At 63.2% G+C, this 15518-nt stretch carries 15 protein-coding genes; 11 read left to right on the top strand and 4 right to left on the bottom strand.

Annotation, left to right across the window (positions count from 1 at the left end):
- The first annotated feature begins 218 nt into the window (after positions 1–218).
- From P0648_RS05405 to P0648_RS05385, 5 genes are all read left to right on the top strand, one after another.
- On the top strand, positions 219–1721 hold the full coding sequence (locus tag P0648_RS05405; protein ID WP_277505523.1) for a lipopolysaccharide biosynthesis protein: 1503 nt from the start codon (positions 219–221) through the stop codon (positions 1719–1721).
- 49 nt (positions 1722–1770) lie between these two features.
- Positions 1771–2586, top strand: coding sequence for a polysaccharide deacetylase family protein (locus P0648_RS05400; protein ID WP_277505522.1), 816 nt, complete (start codon positions 1771–1773; stop codon positions 2584–2586).
- A gap of 14 nt (positions 2587–2600) precedes the next feature.
- Complete coding sequence (locus P0648_RS05395; RefSeq protein ID WP_277505520.1) at positions 2601–3566, top strand: sugar phosphate isomerase/epimerase; 966 nt, start codon at positions 2601–2603, stop codon at positions 3564–3566.
- 40 nt (positions 3567–3606) lie between these two features.
- Positions 3607–4779: a VCBS repeat-containing protein gene (locus P0648_RS05390; protein ID WP_276248289.1), complete on the top strand. Its 1173-nt coding sequence runs from the start codon at positions 3607–3609 to the stop codon at positions 4777–4779.
- Between the two features lie 67 nt (positions 4780–4846).
- Entirely contained in the window at positions 4847–5509 is a 663-nt protein-coding gene (locus P0648_RS05385; RefSeq protein WP_276248288.1) for a hypothetical protein, read from the top strand.
- Positions 5510–5519: 10 nt separating this feature from the next.
- Here the strand turns inward: P0648_RS05385 and P0648_RS05380 are convergent, their stop codons facing one another.
- Positions 5520–6416, bottom strand: coding sequence for a glycosyltransferase family 2 protein (locus tag P0648_RS05380; RefSeq protein ID WP_277505516.1), 897 nt, complete (start codon positions 6414–6416; stop codon positions 5520–5522).
- Positions 6413–7537: a Gfo/Idh/MocA family protein gene (locus P0648_RS05375; RefSeq protein WP_277505514.1), complete on the bottom strand. Its 1125-nt coding sequence runs from the start codon at positions 7535–7537 to the stop codon at positions 6413–6415. Before P0648_RS05375 ends, P0648_RS05380 begins: the two co-directional genes overlap by 4 nt.
- Before the next feature lie 227 nt (positions 7538–7764).
- Between P0648_RS05375 and P0648_RS05370 the strand changes: the two genes are divergently transcribed.
- Together P0648_RS05370 and P0648_RS05365 are read left to right on the top strand one after the other, a co-directional pair.
- The gene (locus tag P0648_RS05370) at positions 7765–7986 is read left to right on the top strand and encodes a hypothetical protein (RefSeq protein ID WP_276248285.1); all 222 of its coding nucleotides are present in this window, start codon (positions 7765–7767) and stop codon (positions 7984–7986) included.
- Position 7987: 1 nt separating this feature from the next.
- Positions 7988–8920, top strand: coding sequence for a glycosyltransferase family 2 protein (locus tag P0648_RS05365; RefSeq protein WP_277505511.1), 933 nt, complete (start codon positions 7988–7990; stop codon positions 8918–8920).
- Positions 8921–9104: 184 nt separating this feature from the next.
- Here P0648_RS05365 and P0648_RS05360 read toward each other — a convergent pair whose 3' ends face one another.
- Both P0648_RS05360 and P0648_RS05355 read right to left on the bottom strand, forming a co-directional pair.
- Positions 9105–9830, bottom strand: coding sequence for a helix-turn-helix domain-containing protein (locus P0648_RS05360; protein ID WP_277505510.1), 726 nt, complete (start codon positions 9828–9830; stop codon positions 9105–9107).
- Positions 9831–9917: 87 nt separating this feature from the next.
- Complete coding sequence (locus tag P0648_RS05355; protein ID WP_276248281.1) at positions 9918–10541, bottom strand: hypothetical protein; 624 nt, start codon at positions 10539–10541, stop codon at positions 9918–9920.
- Positions 10542–11168: 627 nt separating this feature from the next.
- On the opposite strand from P0648_RS05355, the gene aspS reads away from it, so the two are divergent.
- The 4 genes from aspS to P0648_RS05335 all read left to right on the top strand — a co-directional run bounded on the left by aspS (position 11169) and on the right by P0648_RS05335 (position 15513).
- The gene (aspS, locus tag P0648_RS05350) at positions 11169–12473 is read left to right on the top strand and encodes an aspartate--tRNA(Asn) ligase (protein ID WP_276248280.1); all 1305 of its coding nucleotides are present in this window, start codon (positions 11169–11171) and stop codon (positions 12471–12473) included.
- A 304-nt stretch (positions 12474–12777) separates the two neighbouring features.
- The gene (locus P0648_RS05345) at positions 12778–13980 is read left to right on the top strand and encodes an MFS transporter (protein ID WP_276248279.1); all 1203 of its coding nucleotides are present in this window, start codon (positions 12778–12780) and stop codon (positions 13978–13980) included.
- 48 nt (positions 13981–14028) lie between these two features.
- Positions 14029–14607: a pyridoxamine 5'-phosphate oxidase family protein gene (locus P0648_RS05340; RefSeq protein ID WP_277505509.1), complete on the top strand. Its 579-nt coding sequence runs from the start codon at positions 14029–14031 to the stop codon at positions 14605–14607.
- A gap of 72 nt (positions 14608–14679) precedes the next feature.
- The gene (locus tag P0648_RS05335; RefSeq protein ID WP_277505508.1) at positions 14680–15513 is read left to right on the top strand and encodes a pantoate kinase; all 834 of its coding nucleotides are present in this window, start codon (positions 14680–14682) and stop codon (positions 15511–15513) included.
- Positions 15514–15518 lie beyond the last annotated feature (5 nt).

The raw sequence follows: 15518 nt of genomic DNA, 5'->3' as shown, positions 1-15518 counted from the left end.
CGGACATTGTTAGTCAGTTCCTGTCACACCGTGGTTGCGTCGGATTTGGCAGCCAATTCCGTCTCTGTCTGCCAGTTTTCCGATTCGACGACGCCGCTTACGCGACATTAACTCTGAAATAACAATTGCCGCCGACGGCCCAGGTACAGGATAATGAGCGTCCCGTCTCTTCCGTATGGTTCGTCGCTGCGACGCGGACGCAGGCTAGTGGTGGTACGATGAGAGTTCCCGGTGGCGGTCTCTTTCGGCGGTTGCTCCCCGGCGGGTCGCTCGCAGACCGGACGATAAAGAGCGGTATCTGGGTGACGATATCGAACATCACCGACCGCGGCCTGCAACTTCTGTTGCTGGTCATCCTCGCCCGATTGCTCGCGCCCGCCGACTTCGGGCTGATGGGTATCGCGTTGCTCACGGCGACGGCGCTCCGACGACTCTCGAATCTCGGCCTGAATCAGGCACTCATCTACCAGAAGGGCGACGACGTCGACCACTACCTCAACACCGCCTGGAGCATGGAAGTCGCCCGCGGCTTGCTCCTTGCGGCAGTGACGTTCGCCATCGCGCCGCTGGTCGCCGACCTCTTTCACGAACCGCGCGCCCTGCCCGTCCTGCAAATGGTGGCGATTTCGCCGCTGTTGACGGGTATCAGAAATCCGGGCGTCATCTACTTCCAGAAGAACTTGGAGTTCCACAAACAGCTCGTCTACCAGTTGTCGGGGTCGTTCACCAACTTCATCGTCGCGGTCACCATCGCGGTCATCTACGGCTCGGTCTGGGCGCTCGTCCTCGGCTACGTCCTCGCGGACGCCGCCCGCCTCGTTGTCTCCTACCTCGCCCACGAGTTCAGGCCGGGGCTGTCGTTCGACCTCAGCGCGGCCCGCGAACTGTTCACCTACGGGAAGTGGGTCACCGGGGGCGGCATCGTCACGTTCCTCTACAGTCAGGGCGACGACGCGGTGGTCGGCTGGCTGTTGAACGCCACCTCACTCGGCTTCTACCAGGTCGCCTATCAGTTCGCGATGGCCCCGGCGACCGAAATCGCCGCCGTCATCTCCTCGGTGGCCTTCCCGAGCTATTCGAAATTGCAGGATGACGTCCCCGCCTTGCGGGAAGCGTTCTTCCAGACGGTGCAGGTCTCGACGGCCGTCTCGTTCCCCCTCGCGGTTGGCATCGTCGCCGTCGCGCCCACCTTCGTCGTCGCCTTCCTCGGCGAGACGTGGGAACCGACCATCGTCCCGATTCAACTCATCGGCGTCTACGCCTTCCTCATCTCGATGACGATGACGTTCGCCCCGGTGTGGCAGGCACGGGGCCACCCCGACTACGGGACGAAAGTTTCGGCGCTTCGCACCGTCTTCCTCGCCATCGTCATCATCCCCGCGACGCTCCAGTACGGCATCGTCGGCACCGCCGCCGCCGTCGTCGCGACGTACGTCGTCCCCTCCGTGCCCATCGACATCTACCTCCTCGTTAGAACCGTGGAGACGACCTACGGCCGGTTCGTCCGCGAGATTACCTACCCACTCGTCGCCAGCCTCCTGATGGGCGGTGCGGTCTGGGCGACCCAGCTGCTCGTTACCGTCAACCCGCTGGTTGAGTTCGTCCTGCTCGTAATAGTCGGGGCGGGCGTCTACGGCGCGGTCGTGTTCGTCCTCACGACCCGCTTTGGGTGGAGTCTCGGCCGAAACATCCGCACCATCGGAGCTGTGGTCCGCGGATGAGTCGATTAAGCGGCGGGTACTTTAGCCACTCGGCGACCCTCCTTTCGCTATGACCGGGGCGTGGGACGCACTCGCCAGCAGCGACCGCAGGCTCCGTCTCTCCAGCCGATTCCCCGACCGCAGAAACGCGATTCTCGTCTACCATTCGGTGGGGATGCCCGGACGCTTTGGCACTGTCTCTGTCGAGCGGTTCCGCCGCGACCTCGACTATCTCACAAGCCGGTACACCGTCTGTGACCTGCCCGACGTACTGGAGTCGGGGACCAAAAAACGGGTCGCCATCACCTTCGACGACGGCTTCGCCGACTTCGAGACGAACGCGCTCCCCCTGCTCCGGGAGTTCGACTGTCCGGCGACCGTGTTCGTGTCGAGCGATTTCGTCGGCGACGAGAATCTGAGCCACTTCGCAGCGCGTCACGAACTCGAACCGACGGCGGACCAGGTCATGTTGACCGCGGCGCAACTACGGGCGCTCGCCACGGACCCACTCGTGACCGTGGGCAATCACACACGGAGCCACCCACGCCTCTCTGAACTCGGAGACGACGAAGCCCGTCGTGAGGAGATTCTCGGCGCGAAGGCCGCCCTGGAAACCATCGTCGGCGTGGAAATCGACCGCTTTTCGTACCCCTACGGCGACCACGACCCGGCGAGCGTCGTGCTCGTTCGCGATTCTCACGCTCTCGCCGTGACGACGGCAGGTCGCCTCGTCGCACCGGGAAGCGACCCGTATCTCCTTCCGCGACTTGCGGGGCACGTCCCCGAATCGACGCTGCGATGGGAGCTATCCGACCTCGGGGACGCGATTCGGACAGCGACACGACGCATTAACGGTCGGCTTACAATGCCCTCACGCCGTGTCTGAGCAGCCAGGTTCGCATGCTTCGCCCTGCCATCCAGCTCTACACGATTCGCGACCTCGACGAACCGCTCGCCGACGTCGTCCGCCGGGTGTCGGAAGCCGGCATCGAAGGGGTCGAGTTCGCCCATCGCATCCAGCGCGAAGACCCGGAACCCGTCGCCCGCGCGCTCGCGGAGACGGGCGTCGTCCCGGTCGCCGCCCACGTCGAATTACAGCAACTCGAATACGACCGCGAGACGCTGCTCCCTCGCTACCGGACGCTCGGGTGTGACACGCTCGTCGTCCCGCACCTCTCGAAGGCACACTTCCTGACTGAGCGACGGGTGCGACAGCTCGCACAGCGACTCAATCGACTCGGCGAGCAGCTCACAGCCGAGGGCTTCAGTCTCCTCTATCACAATCAGGACCACGACTTCTTCCCGCTCGTCGAGTCGGGGTGGCTCGGAGCGGCGCTCACGTCGATTTCGCCCGAGACCCACGACGTGCGCACGGAGTCGTTCGGCCAGCGCGTGTGGCGCATTCTGGGCTCCGCCGGTGACAGACAGTTCATGAAACGATACCTTACCGACCTGCCCGAGGTCCCCCTCGAACCGACGGCGTACGGCCTGCTCGCGACGCTTCTCGACCCGGAGTACGTGCAGTTCGAAGTGGACGCCGGGGCGGTGGTGGCTGCTGGTCACGACCCCGTTGAGGTGCTCGAATACGTCGCCGGTCGCTCGCCGCTCGTCCACCTGAAAGATGTTGCGAAGCCGGAGACGCCGCGACCCGGCGGCGGCCAGCGGTCGGTTCAACCGGGCACCGGTGGCCTCGACATCGCGGCCACGGCGACGGCCGCAGCGCGCCTCGGGACCGAGTGGGTCGTCTACGAACACGACCACCCCGAGGACGCACTCGACGCACTTGCTCACGGGGTGTCGGTCCTGCAGGCGATTACCGGAAAATCACCCGGCGACGACTCCCCCTCACCGGCGCGGGCCGATTAAGCGGTCGCTTACAATTCGAACCGAGGCCGTCAGTTTTCCCATGAAGTTCCGCCACGAGACCATCGACCCGCGGCCGCCGTGTACGCGCCTCGGCATCTGCCTCACGACGGATTTGACCGGCAACGGCCTCCCCGACGTCATCGTCGGCGGGATGGGAGCGATAAAGAACATGAAGATTCGGGGGCGCTACAGCAGCCTGCCGAACCTCGCGGGACTGAAGGACATGGTCGGTCTGAAAGAAGAGAGCATCTTCTGGTACGAGAATCCCGGGTGGCGACGCCACCGCCTCTCCACCTCGCCCGACCTCTACGTCTTCGGCAACGCTCTCGGGGACGTGAACGGCGACGGCCGCCTCGACCTCGTCGTGGGCCAGGCCTACCGGGGGACGAAGCTATTCTGGCTCGAACAGCCAGCAGACCCCACTCAGCCGTGGCCCGAACACCTGATCCACGACAAGTACGACAAGTACCACGACATCGCGGTCGCCGACGTGGACGACGACGGCGAGAACGAAATCGTCGGCCTCTCACAGGAGAGCAAAGTCATCTTCTACTACGACGTTCCAGCCGACCCCACCCAGTCGCCCTGGCCCGAGGAGAACCTCCACGTCATTGCCGAGGGGCTGGCCGTCGAGGGCCTCGTCGTGGTGGACGTAGACGGCGACGGCGAGACGGAAGTCGTCGCTGGCCCGCACATCTTCTCACAGCCTGCCACGCCCGGCGAACTTTGGCACCACGAAGAAATTTCGACGGGGTGGGACTACACCCGTGCCGCCGTCGCGGACATAGACGACGATGGAGACCTTGAGATAATCCTGGCAGAGGGCGACTCGCCAACCTACGGTACCCACCCCGGCCGCCTCGCGATTCTCGACCCGCCGACGTGGGAGGCGACCTTCATCCACGAAGACCTGTTCTGCCCGCACAGTTTGCAGGTCGCGGACGTAGACGGCGACGGCCACCTCGACATCTACGTCGGCGAGATGGGCCTCGGCGAGAATCCGAACCCCCGTCACTTCGTGTTCCACAACCAGGGTGACGGCACGTTCGAACCGGTGGTCATCGCGACGGGAATTCCCACCCACGAGGCGAAAGTCGTCGACCTGAACGGCGACGGCCGCCTCGACATCGTGGGCAAACCCTACGAACCGGAACGCCACGTGGACGTGTGGTACAACGAGCGCGAGGACACGGCGGGCTTCGCTGACGACTGACCGGCTGAAACCCCCGCACAACTGCCAGAATCCAAGAGTATAATTGTCATACCGATAATCTACGTCCATGTCACTCATCGCAGCGGCGACGGCGGGCGCGGTCCTGGGCGTGCGCCACGCCCTCGAATCGGACCACCTCGCGGCGGTCGCGACGCTCGTCGAGGACGACACCGACCAGTCGGGCGTGGTCGGCGCGTCGTGGGGCATCGGGCACTCGCTCCCCATCGTCGTCCTCGGCCTCCTATTCGTGGCCTTCGGCGTCCACCTTCCCGAGTCGATAACCAGACTGTTCGAGTTCGTCGTCGGCGGCATCCTCATCTTCCTCGGCGCGCGGATGCTGTACTCCGCCGTCGGCGGCGTGGACGTCGAAGCCCATACTCATGGCACCGGCGTCCACACCCACTTGCGCGTCGGCGAGTCCGCATTTGGCTCCGACCACCAGCACGTAAACGACGACTCGTTCCTCGTCGGCGTGCTCCACGGATTCGCCGGGAGCGGCATCCTCGTCGTCGCACTCGTCTCCTCCGCGCCGACGATGGGCAGCGCGCTCACCTTCCTCGCGGCGTTCAGCGTCCTCACCATCGCGACGATGGCCGCCGTCTCGGTCATCTGGGGGCACACCCTCGATACGCAGTTCTCCGCGTACCTAAAGGGCGCAGCAGGACTGTTCGGTATCGTCATCGGGGCGCAACTCGCGCTGTCACAGGTCGCCGCCATCGGCCTGTTCTGAGCGCGCCGGGTCAGCGGCGGAGCGCACTCAGCGGTGCCGCGAGCGATTCGATAAGACGAATTTTGAGCCGGTCAGTGAAGCCGAGGCGGCCGGGGACGCCCGGTCGGTTCGCCTCGTACTCGCTCGTGAAGGCGAACAGATGCGGGTAGTCCTCACGGAGGGCGGCCTGATAGCGCCTGAAGTACCGCTTTTTGTTGACGTACACCCAGAATCCGTCGGCGTAATCGTGGGCGACCACGGCGTCCGGGTAGTAGACGATTTTCGACGCCGGAATACCCGCCTCGAGTGCGCGGTAGGTCCACTCGATGCCTTCGTGACCGGCGCGGCCCTCGAACGACTCGTCGTAGCCGCCGAGCGAGCGGAAGGTGTCGCGGTCGAACGAGGTGTTTCCCTCCACGTTGATGTACGTCGGGAACTGAGCCGGGCCGAGGTCGTAGTGGCTCTGCATCTTGTTGTAGATGGTGTCGGTGCGCGGGACGACCCGCCCGCGGGCGGCGATGACGTTGCTCACTCGATGGACGCGAAGGTGTTCTTCGACGAAGTGGGGGTCTGGAACCGCGTCGTCGTCGAGAAAGACGAGAAGTGGCCCGGCAGCCAGATGCGCCCCTAGATTTCGGGCCACCGTCACGCCGTGGTTTCCGGTCAGTTCGACGTAGGTTCGGACCCGGCGCGACCCGGCGAGCACCGCGGGGACGTCCCACGTCGTCCCGTTGTCCACGACGATGACGTCGAAGGCGTCCGCCGTCTGTGCGTCGAGGGCGGCGAGCGTCGTTTCGAAGGCGGCTCGGTCCGTCCGATAGAGCACCACGACGACCGTCGCGAGGATTTCGTGTTCGGGAATCGTGACCGCGGTCGTCCGCGCGACGAGCGACCGATAGCGGGCGGGCAGGGTGTCGAATGTCGTCATGTTTCTGGATGGGTCGAATCGGTGGCGGGTCGCAGGTCGCCAGCCTCGACCATCGATTCGAGCGGATTGTCCTCGACGCCGAGTGGGAGGCTGACCCGTCCTCGGCGGCGGGCGGATTCCCAGCACGCGAAGATGAGTTCGGTCGCCGCGAGCGCGTGTTTCCCGCTCAGTTCGCTCTCGCGGTCGGTTTCGAGGCACTCGACGATGTGGGCGATAGCCCGGTCTACGTACGTCGTCCGTTCCTCGCGGCCGAATCGAGAGAGCAGTGCGCCCATGCGACCAGATTGCGGTGGTCCGTAGACGCCCTCACCACCGGTGTCGACCGCGCGCCAGTCGCCCATCGTCTTGACGAACAGTGCGGGCGTGCTGTGGCGAATCTCGATGACGCCCTCGCTCCCGACGAGTCTGAGGAAACAGCCGATCATGTCCGCACCCCAGCCCGTCGCGGCGAGGCCATAGACGCCCGAGTCGTACTTCCACTGGGCGAGTCCCTGGTTCTCGTTGTGCGTCCCGAACCACCGATTTTCGACGGAGTATTCGACCTGCGCGAGGACCCACTCGACCGGCGTGCCGTCGGTCATGTAGTCGGCAAGGTCGAACAGGTGCGTTCCCGTGTCGTAGAGGTCGCGGTCGGCGAATTCGATGCGTTCGAGCGTCCCGATTTCACCCGCATCGAGCAAGGCCTTCATCCGGCGAAACGGTTCGCCGAAGCGATACTGGTGGTTGAACGTGAGTTGAACGTCCGCCGCGTCGCAGACGGCGACCATCCGTTTTGCGTCACCCCAGGTGAGCGCCATCGGCTTCTCACAGTGAATCGCCCGCACCGAGGGATGGCGAGCGCAGGCGGTGACGATGTCAGCGTGCGTTCCCGGCGGCGTGGCGATGCTCACGATGTCGGGGTTCGCGGCGTCGAGCATCGTCGACACGTCGGTGTAGACGCCGTCGATGCCGAACGCCTCGGCGAACGCCTGTGCGTTCTCGCGAACGATGTCGGCGCACGCGACGAGCTGGCACTGCGGGAGTCTGGCGTACCCGCTCGCGTGGCGGTAGGCCATCGCGAATCCTTTCGTGCCCGGTGGCGGCGTTTTCGCCCCGGTGCCGACGAACGCGACAGAGAACATACCTGTAAACTCGAAGGGAATGGACACGCAAGAGTATAGACCGGCTAACGACGGGATAGCGGGCCTCAACCCGGTTTTACTGAGAGTAAGTGTTTTATTTCATACACGTTAGCTCGCGCTTCGCGCTTTCGGGTAGTGATGAAAGCGAACCTTAACCAAAATCGGCCGGAAGATGACCGCTCGAAGCCGTCGAATAACTAAACGACTGCTGGCCGTTTCACACCAGTATGGGGGAGCAATGCCCGCACCGCCCAGGGGGGCGTGTCATCGATTGTGCACTTTGCCAGCCGTTGCTCGGCAAGGAGGCAGAGGAGACGAAGACGCTCTACTACGCCTCCGGACGCTGGAAGCCAGTGGACGAGGCGAAAACGGAGACTGAGAAGAAGCCTCCCGTTCGCCACAGTTCGACCGCCGTCGGCGACTGGGCGGCCCGCCACGGCAGCGACTGAGATGGCTCCCCGGGTCTCGATTATCGTCCCTGTTTTGAACGACCCGGTTGGATTGAAACAAACGCTCACCACGCTTTCTGCGCAAACGGACCCGGATTTCGAGGTTCTGGTCGTGGACAACGGCTCGACCGACGACACGAGAGCGGTCGCTCGGGCCTTCGCACGGCGCGATGAACGGGTGAAGCTGCTCGTCGAGACAGCGGTGCAGAGTTCCTACGCCGCGAGAAATCGAGGAATTCGACACGCGCGAGGTTTCCTACTCGCGTTCGTGGACGCGAACGTCACCGTCGAGCCGGGGTGGCTCGAAGCCGTCGTCGAGCGCATGGGCAAGGACGTCTCGTACCTCGGGTGTGCGGTCGAGGTGTCCTCCGAGGGTCGGGAGACGTTCGCGGCGAAGTACAATCGGCTGACCGACCTGCGTGTCGCGTACTTCGTCCACCGCCTCGGGTTCGCGCCGACGTGCTGTCTCGTCGTCCGGACGGCGCTCGTTGAGGCGGTTGGCCCGTTCGACGACCGCCTCACGTCGAGCGGCGACGTGGAGTTCGGAAACCGCGTGGCCGGGGCAGGCTATCAACTCGTGTACGCGCCAGACATCGTGATGCGCCACCCGTCGAGAACGTCGGTGCGAGCGCTCGTGAAGAAGGCGGTTCGCATCGGCCGCGGTAAAAGTCAATTGCGCCGCTACTATCCCGAGCGCTACGGGACCCCGCTTCGCGGTATCGTAAATCCCGCGGCCTACCTCCCCCCGACGCGGCGGGCGTTGCGGACGCTCGTCGTCGGGTGGGAGTCACTTTCAATCAGGGAGAAACTCGGCGTCTTCGGTCTCTTTTACCTGCTCAGACTCGCGAAGGCGTACGGGCAGCTCGCGGCGGTAGCCGAACAGGACCGGTCCCCGAGACAGGAACGCGTCGTCGGGCGGACGGGACAGGTTTGAGCGTGTGAGCTTTCAGCTCTGCGAAATAGCGTCTCGAAAGGCTCTGGGCCGCAACCACAATAGTCGCTGGCACGCGAACTGGCATAGGTGCGTCGCGGCCCTGAGCACGCGTATATTTGTTCTGTCAGCTGATAAACGCACTGGATTCGTGCCTCGGCTGTGAACACTCTGCGTGCGCTGAGTGTCACTCGTCGTTACGAAACGAATCGATGTCCGGGAGCGCATTCACTCCGGCGTGCGTCCCGAGATAGTTGGCGTCACGGACGGTTCGCAGAAATTCACCGTGAGACTGATACTCGCGGAACGTGAGGACGCGGCCGCCTTCGACGGCGAAGACGATTTCGAGCGTGCCGTCCGGTAATCGGTAGTGGTCTGCCCGCGTCACCTCGGGTGGCAATTCACCGACCATACCGCCTGTTAGCGGGCTGACGATATGAACGTCCGGCAAGGGAGACTCGCGAGTGCGTTCCCAGAGCTTCTCGAACTGCGCCATCAGCTCGTCGTCGAGGGCGAGTCGGACCGTCATTACTCGCTCATCGAGGTCGAAGTCGAGGGGCTCCAAGTTAAGTTCCCGAACCGCAACCCCTGTGGACGGAGCCTGGTCGAGATGTACGGCGATGCCGTCCGTGGTGATGTCGATCGCGAGCGAGTCGATGGCCGTTACGAACGCCCGCTTGTTCGGCGCAGAGACCCTCGCGTGGTCCTCGCGGACGAGTCCGCTCTCTACGAGATCAGAGAGCCGTCTGTACACGGTCGATTGAGAGACGCCGGTCTGTTCGGTCAGGTCCTCTATCGTCACCGGACCACCACTTCCCGCTTGCAGAATCTCGCGGGCGACGCTATCTCCAAGGAGCGAGAGGATGCGCCTCGTGGTCGTTCCGCCGTCTCCATTTTCCCCCAGAATCCCCATAGTCTGTTATTCAGACGTATTCCTAGGATATGTAGTTTTAGTCACAAAAAATGTGGGCCGGTCAGCGGGATATTCGGTGCGGAGCCGTTATTCGGTCGGCTGGGCTGCCTGTCCGCGAAGGGCAGACACCAGTTCGAACACACGCCCCTCTGGCGAGTATTCGGTGTAAAGCTGCACACCGGTGACCGCGACGAGCGTCGCGGTACTGAGTGCGGCCCACCACAGACCGGGAATCGACGTGAACGGCGAGATACCGATGAGGGCAGCCGAGACGCCGAGACCGATGGTAATGGCCATCGCGAGGACGTACTTGCCGATTGACGACGGCGATTCCGTCTGCGTTTCCATCAGGTACGGGTCGAGTTGCCCAGCCGATTCGAGCAACTGAATCGTCCCGCGATTCTTGTTGAACGCGATGATGCCAGCACTGTCCATCTTCGGCAGGTGGCACTGGTACAGTCCGATGTACACTCGCTTTCGCTGGTCAGAGGACAGTTCCATGACCGTGATGTTGTTTTCTTTCGCTGCAATGTACTCTGCAAGTTCGTCCAGACGGGCTGTGCCCCCGTTCTGTTCGAGGTAGCGGAGCGCATCGCGGCGGCGGCGGTTCTTCAAGATTTCGAAGATGACGTCTTTGTCAAGCGGGTCTGCTTTGATTTCAACGTCTCCCCCCACGTCGGCGTCGTGCGCGACGGATTGTAGTGAACTCATTTGTATCACCGTTGAGCACGAAATGTTCGTACGAGCTGCCAAGCGGAACTGGCAGGCACAGATACACTGGCCTTTCCCCACATTCCCCCACTTGGGCCCCCTACGCCCACCATGCTGGTTACCGTGAACCAAACCATAATATGCGCTCCCTTAAGATAAGGTTAATCCAACGTTGCAGATTCTGAAGATGTTTGACGAGCGATTCGCAGCGTCTGACAGAGACGACCTGTGTCGTGTTTTTACCACCATATCCTACATTCGCGAAATAAATACTGTCAGAAACATAATATTGTTTATTGTCGCGTGTTCACGGGTCCTCGAAGCGGTCACAGTCGCACGAATATGAGCTGTCCCATGTCACAGATATGTTCTATCATATGATACTCTTCGGTTACTGATTGTCATACACTGCGAAATCGGTAAGTCGGACATAAGCGCCCCAAAACTCGGTATATCCAACCTTCCAGTACGGAAGGCAGTGGCGACTCAGCATATCCTATATATTAACCCAGACAGTCCAGAAATCCGTCGGATTCGAGAGTGAGGGGAACGCGCGCACCTGGCGCTGACTCGCGTAAGAGGGTGAAAAGCGAGTATCTTAAAGGGGGTGCCTCCAAATTCGCGGGTATGCAGGACCGCACACACACGGCAGACGTCTCGCCCGGCGAGACGGTCACCATCGCGGGCTGGGCGCACGAGACGCGCGACCTCGGTGGGATTGCTTTCCTCATCGTCCGGGACAAGACGGGGAAGATTCAGGTCAAGTTCGAGAAAGACGAGATGGACGACGACCTCGTCGAGACCGGCACGAACGTCTCCCGCGAGAGCGTCGTGACGGTCACCGGCAAGGCCGAGGAAGAACCGCGCGCCCCGACCGGCGTCGAAATCGTCCCCGAGTCCATCGAGATACTCGCCGCCGCAGAGCCAGAACTCCCCCTCGACCCGTCGGGAAAGGTCGACGCTGAACTCTCGACCCGCCTCGACAACCGCACGCTCGACGCCCGCCGCGACGAGACAAAGGCCATCTTCGAGATTCGCGCCGAGATTCTCCGCGCCGTCCGCGACTACTTCCGCTCGGTCGGTGGCACGGAAATCAACACGCCGAAAATCGTCGCCACCGGGACGGAGGGTGGGACGGAACTGTTCCCGATCACCTACTTCGGCCAGGAAGCGTTCATGAACCAGTCGCCACAACTGTTCAAGCAGCTGATGGTCGGCTCCGGCTTAGAGCGCGTTTTCGAAATCGGCCCAATCTTCCGCGCAGAGGAACACAACACGCCACGCCACCTGAACGAAGCGACGATGATCGACTTCGAGAGCGCGTTCATCGACCACCAGGAAGCGATGGACGTGTGCGAGGGGACGCTCAAGGCGGCCTACTCGGCCGTCGCCGAGAACTGCGAGGAAGAACTCGAAACCCTCGGCCTCGCAGACGACTTCGAGGTCCCAGCGGACGACTTCCCACGCCTCACCTACGAGGAGGCCATCCAGCGCATCAACGCGACGGGCGAACTGGACGAACAACTCGTCTGGGGCGACGACCTCCCGACCGAGGGCGAGAAGGCACTCGGCAAGGACGTCGGCGGCCACTACTTCATCATCGACTGGCCGAGCGAAATCAAGCCGTTCTACATCCAAGACTACGACGAGGACCCCGACCTCTCGAAGGGCTTCGATCTCATGCACCCGCGCATGGAACTCGTCTCCGGTGGCCAGCGTGAACACCGCTACGACAACCTCGTCGAAGGCTTCAAACAGCAGGGTCTCGACCCGGACGCCTTCGAATACTACACCAAGATGTTCAAGTACGGCATGCCACCGCACGCCGGCTGGGCATACGGTGTCGAGCGTCTCGTCATGACGATGCTCGGACTGTCCAACATTCGTGAGGCTGTTCTGTTCCCGCGGGACAGACAACGTCTGAGCCCATAGGGCGAAGACTTGGCTGTTAGCGAGAGGAACGGTAGTGACTCTCGCCAAACCGTCAGCGTCTGAGTCCGTAGGACGAAGACCTGACTGCCGACGAGGCTAGCGCGAGCGAGTCTCGTCAGTCTGTAGCGTCTGTCGACGTAGGCGACGACGCGACCGCGAACATGACGTCCTAATCAGGACGCACCCTCTGGAAGCAACCGACTATCCTCATTTCTCGACTACTAACCTGCGCAGTGCCAACACCCCGCTTCAGGAACGGCTTTCTCCGCGGCGCACCTCAATCCATTAACAGGAGGGGGAAGCTATGGCGCGCACACAAACGAGCATCATTTTACGCTACTATTTCTACATGGCTGGCTCGTCGTTTGGGTTCATCGCGCCAATCTGGGTCGTCCTGCTCGAATCGCGGAATCTGAACTTCACGGAAATCATGGTGTTAGACGCCATCTTCGCCGTAACGCTCGTGCTCGGGGAGGTGCCGACAGGCTACCTCGGCGACCGCATCGGGCGGCGGACGAGTCTCATCCTGAGCGCGGTCATCGTGAGTGGGTCGTCGCTCGCGTTCGCCGTCGCCCAGCGATTCGAGACGTTCCTCGTGGTGTATTTCATCTGGGCAGTGGCCATCACCATGCGCTCTGGGAACGACAGCGCGTGGCTCTACGACACGCTGAAACAGTTCGGCAACGAGGCGACGTTCACTCGCGTGCGGGGTCGGGGATTCTCGGTCCTGCTCATCACCGGGGCCGTCTCGTCGCTCGCGGCGGGTGCCCTCGCGGAGGTGGACATTCGGTATCCGTTCGTCGCGTTCGCGATTCTCGGACTGGTGAGCGCGCTCGTGTTGCTCACGATGCCCGAACCAACCATCGAGTCGGGGGCGGGCGAGACGCTCTCGATTGCCCACGTTCGGGACGTCATCCAGCGGAAGTTGTTTCGACCGCCGTTGCGGGCGTTCGTCATGTTCGTCGCGCTGTTCTACGCGGCGACGTGGAGCGTCGAGATTCTGGTTCAGCCGGTGAGCACGCGTCTCGGCCTCGGTTTCGGCGAGCTGGGCGTCATGTACGCGACGTTCGCGGTGTTCGGTGCGATTGCCTCCGGGTCTGCCGACTGGATTCAGGAGCAGATTGGGGTCCACCGCTGGCTCATGTTAGCGACCATCGGGCTCGGGGCGAGCCTGTTGCTCATCCTCGCCGTCCCGCTGGTGGCCCTGCCGTCGTTCTTGCTCATGCACACGGCGTTCAACGCGGCGCTCCCGATGGTCGAACAGCACCTAAACGACCGGATGCCCTCGGTCGGACGGGCGACGGTGTTGTCTGCGATTTCGATGGCGGTTTCCGTCGCCAGTGTGCCGCTCAAGCTCGGGAGCGGGGCGCTCGCGGACGCCACCTCGCCGGCGATGGCCGTCGTTGGGCTCGGTGCAATCTTGCTCGCGGGTGGTCTCTACGTCGTCGTCGCGAACGTCTCCCTCTCGGGCGGAGAAACCGCCGTCCTCGGTAGTGAGAGCGACTGAGGGTCGGCAACCGATACGCCCATACCCGCGACCTCCGTAGCGCCGCCAATGGGAGACGAGCTGCCGGGCAGCGACGGCGAGCACGCGCTGCAAGAGCGTTTCGAGACGAAAGAACGGGCACTTCGCTTCTACGAGGACAGCATGCACGAGGAGTTGAACGAAGTGATGCAGCGGTTCATCGGTGAGCGCATCCTGTTCTTTCTCGCGACCGCCGACGCGAACGGGCACACAGACTGCTCGCCGCGACTCGGACCGCGCGGGTTCGTCACCGTCCTCGACGAGAAGACGCTCGCCTACCCCGAGTACCGGGGCAACGGCGTCCACGCCTCGCTCGGCAACATCGAAGAGAACCCCTACGCCAGCCTCACGTTCGTCGATTGGTGGGACACCACCGTCGGACTGCACGTGAACGGGCCGGCCACCCTGCACGACGAGTTGTCGGGTGCCGTCGACCCCTCGGGAACCGACCGGCAGAAGGTGTGGGTGAAGGTGGACGTCGAGGAGGCGTACATCCACTGTGCGAAACACCTCCCCCAACTCTCTATCGAGGAGTTCGACCCGCCGTGGGGGACCGACGACGAGGGCGCGAAACGAACCGACTTCTTCGACGACGAGAATAAATTGTAAACGTTTTACAATCGGGTAACGGAGTCGCGAGTAGATGATGCTGGGTGACCGGGCGATGGAGGCGAAGAGCCGATGAGTCGAGAGCGAGCGCAGGCGTTCGTTCCCGGCCACGTCACTGGATTCTTCAGCGCCCACCAGCACGACGACCCACTCCGTGCGGGGTCGCGCGGGGCGGGCCTCACGCTGACCGACGGCGTTCACGTCACCGTCGAGCCGGCAGCAGAGACGACGGTCACGCTCGAAGGTCAGTCGGCAGAGATGACCGCGGTGAACCACGTCCTCTCGGAACTCGGCGTCTCGTGTACGGTAACGGCGACGACCGACCTCCCGATAAGCGCGGGTTTCGGCGTCTCCGGGGCCACCGCTCTCGGCACGGCGCTCGGAGCGAACGCTGTCTTCGACCTCCACCGGTCTGAAAACACGCTGGTCGGCCTCGCTCACGCGGGTGAGGTGCAGGCAGGAACCGGCCTCGGCGACGTGGTAGCGCAGGCACGCGGGGGGATTCCAATCCGGCTCGAACCTGGCGCACCCGGCTTCGGAACCCTGGACGGGATTCCAGCCCGCGGCCCGGTCGAGTACTGCACGTTTGGCTCGCTTTCGACGGCCGACATCATCACGGGAGACACGGTGCAACTCACGGCGGCGGGCGAACGTGCGCTCTCCTTCCTGATGGAAGAGCCGACGCTCACCCGGTTGATGGTCGCCTCTCGGCGATTCGCCCGCGAGGCAGACCTGCTGACTGCGGAGGTGGAGACGGCCATCGACGCCGTCCAGGACGCGGGTGGGCAGGCCGCGATGGCGATGCTCGGCCAGACGGTGTTCGCGCTCGGAACCGGCCTCTCGGACGCTGGCTACGACGCGCATTCGTGTCGCATCCACCCACCGGGTGCGACCCTTGAAGAGTAACGCGC

The organism is Haladaptatus sp. DYSN1 (genome assembly GCF_029489995.1).
Taxonomy (GTDB): Archaea; Halobacteriota; Halobacteria; order Halobacteriales; family Halococcaceae; genus QDMS2.
Note: the sequence above shows the minus strand (reverse complement) of the source record. Positions and strands in the feature narration are given on the sequence as shown.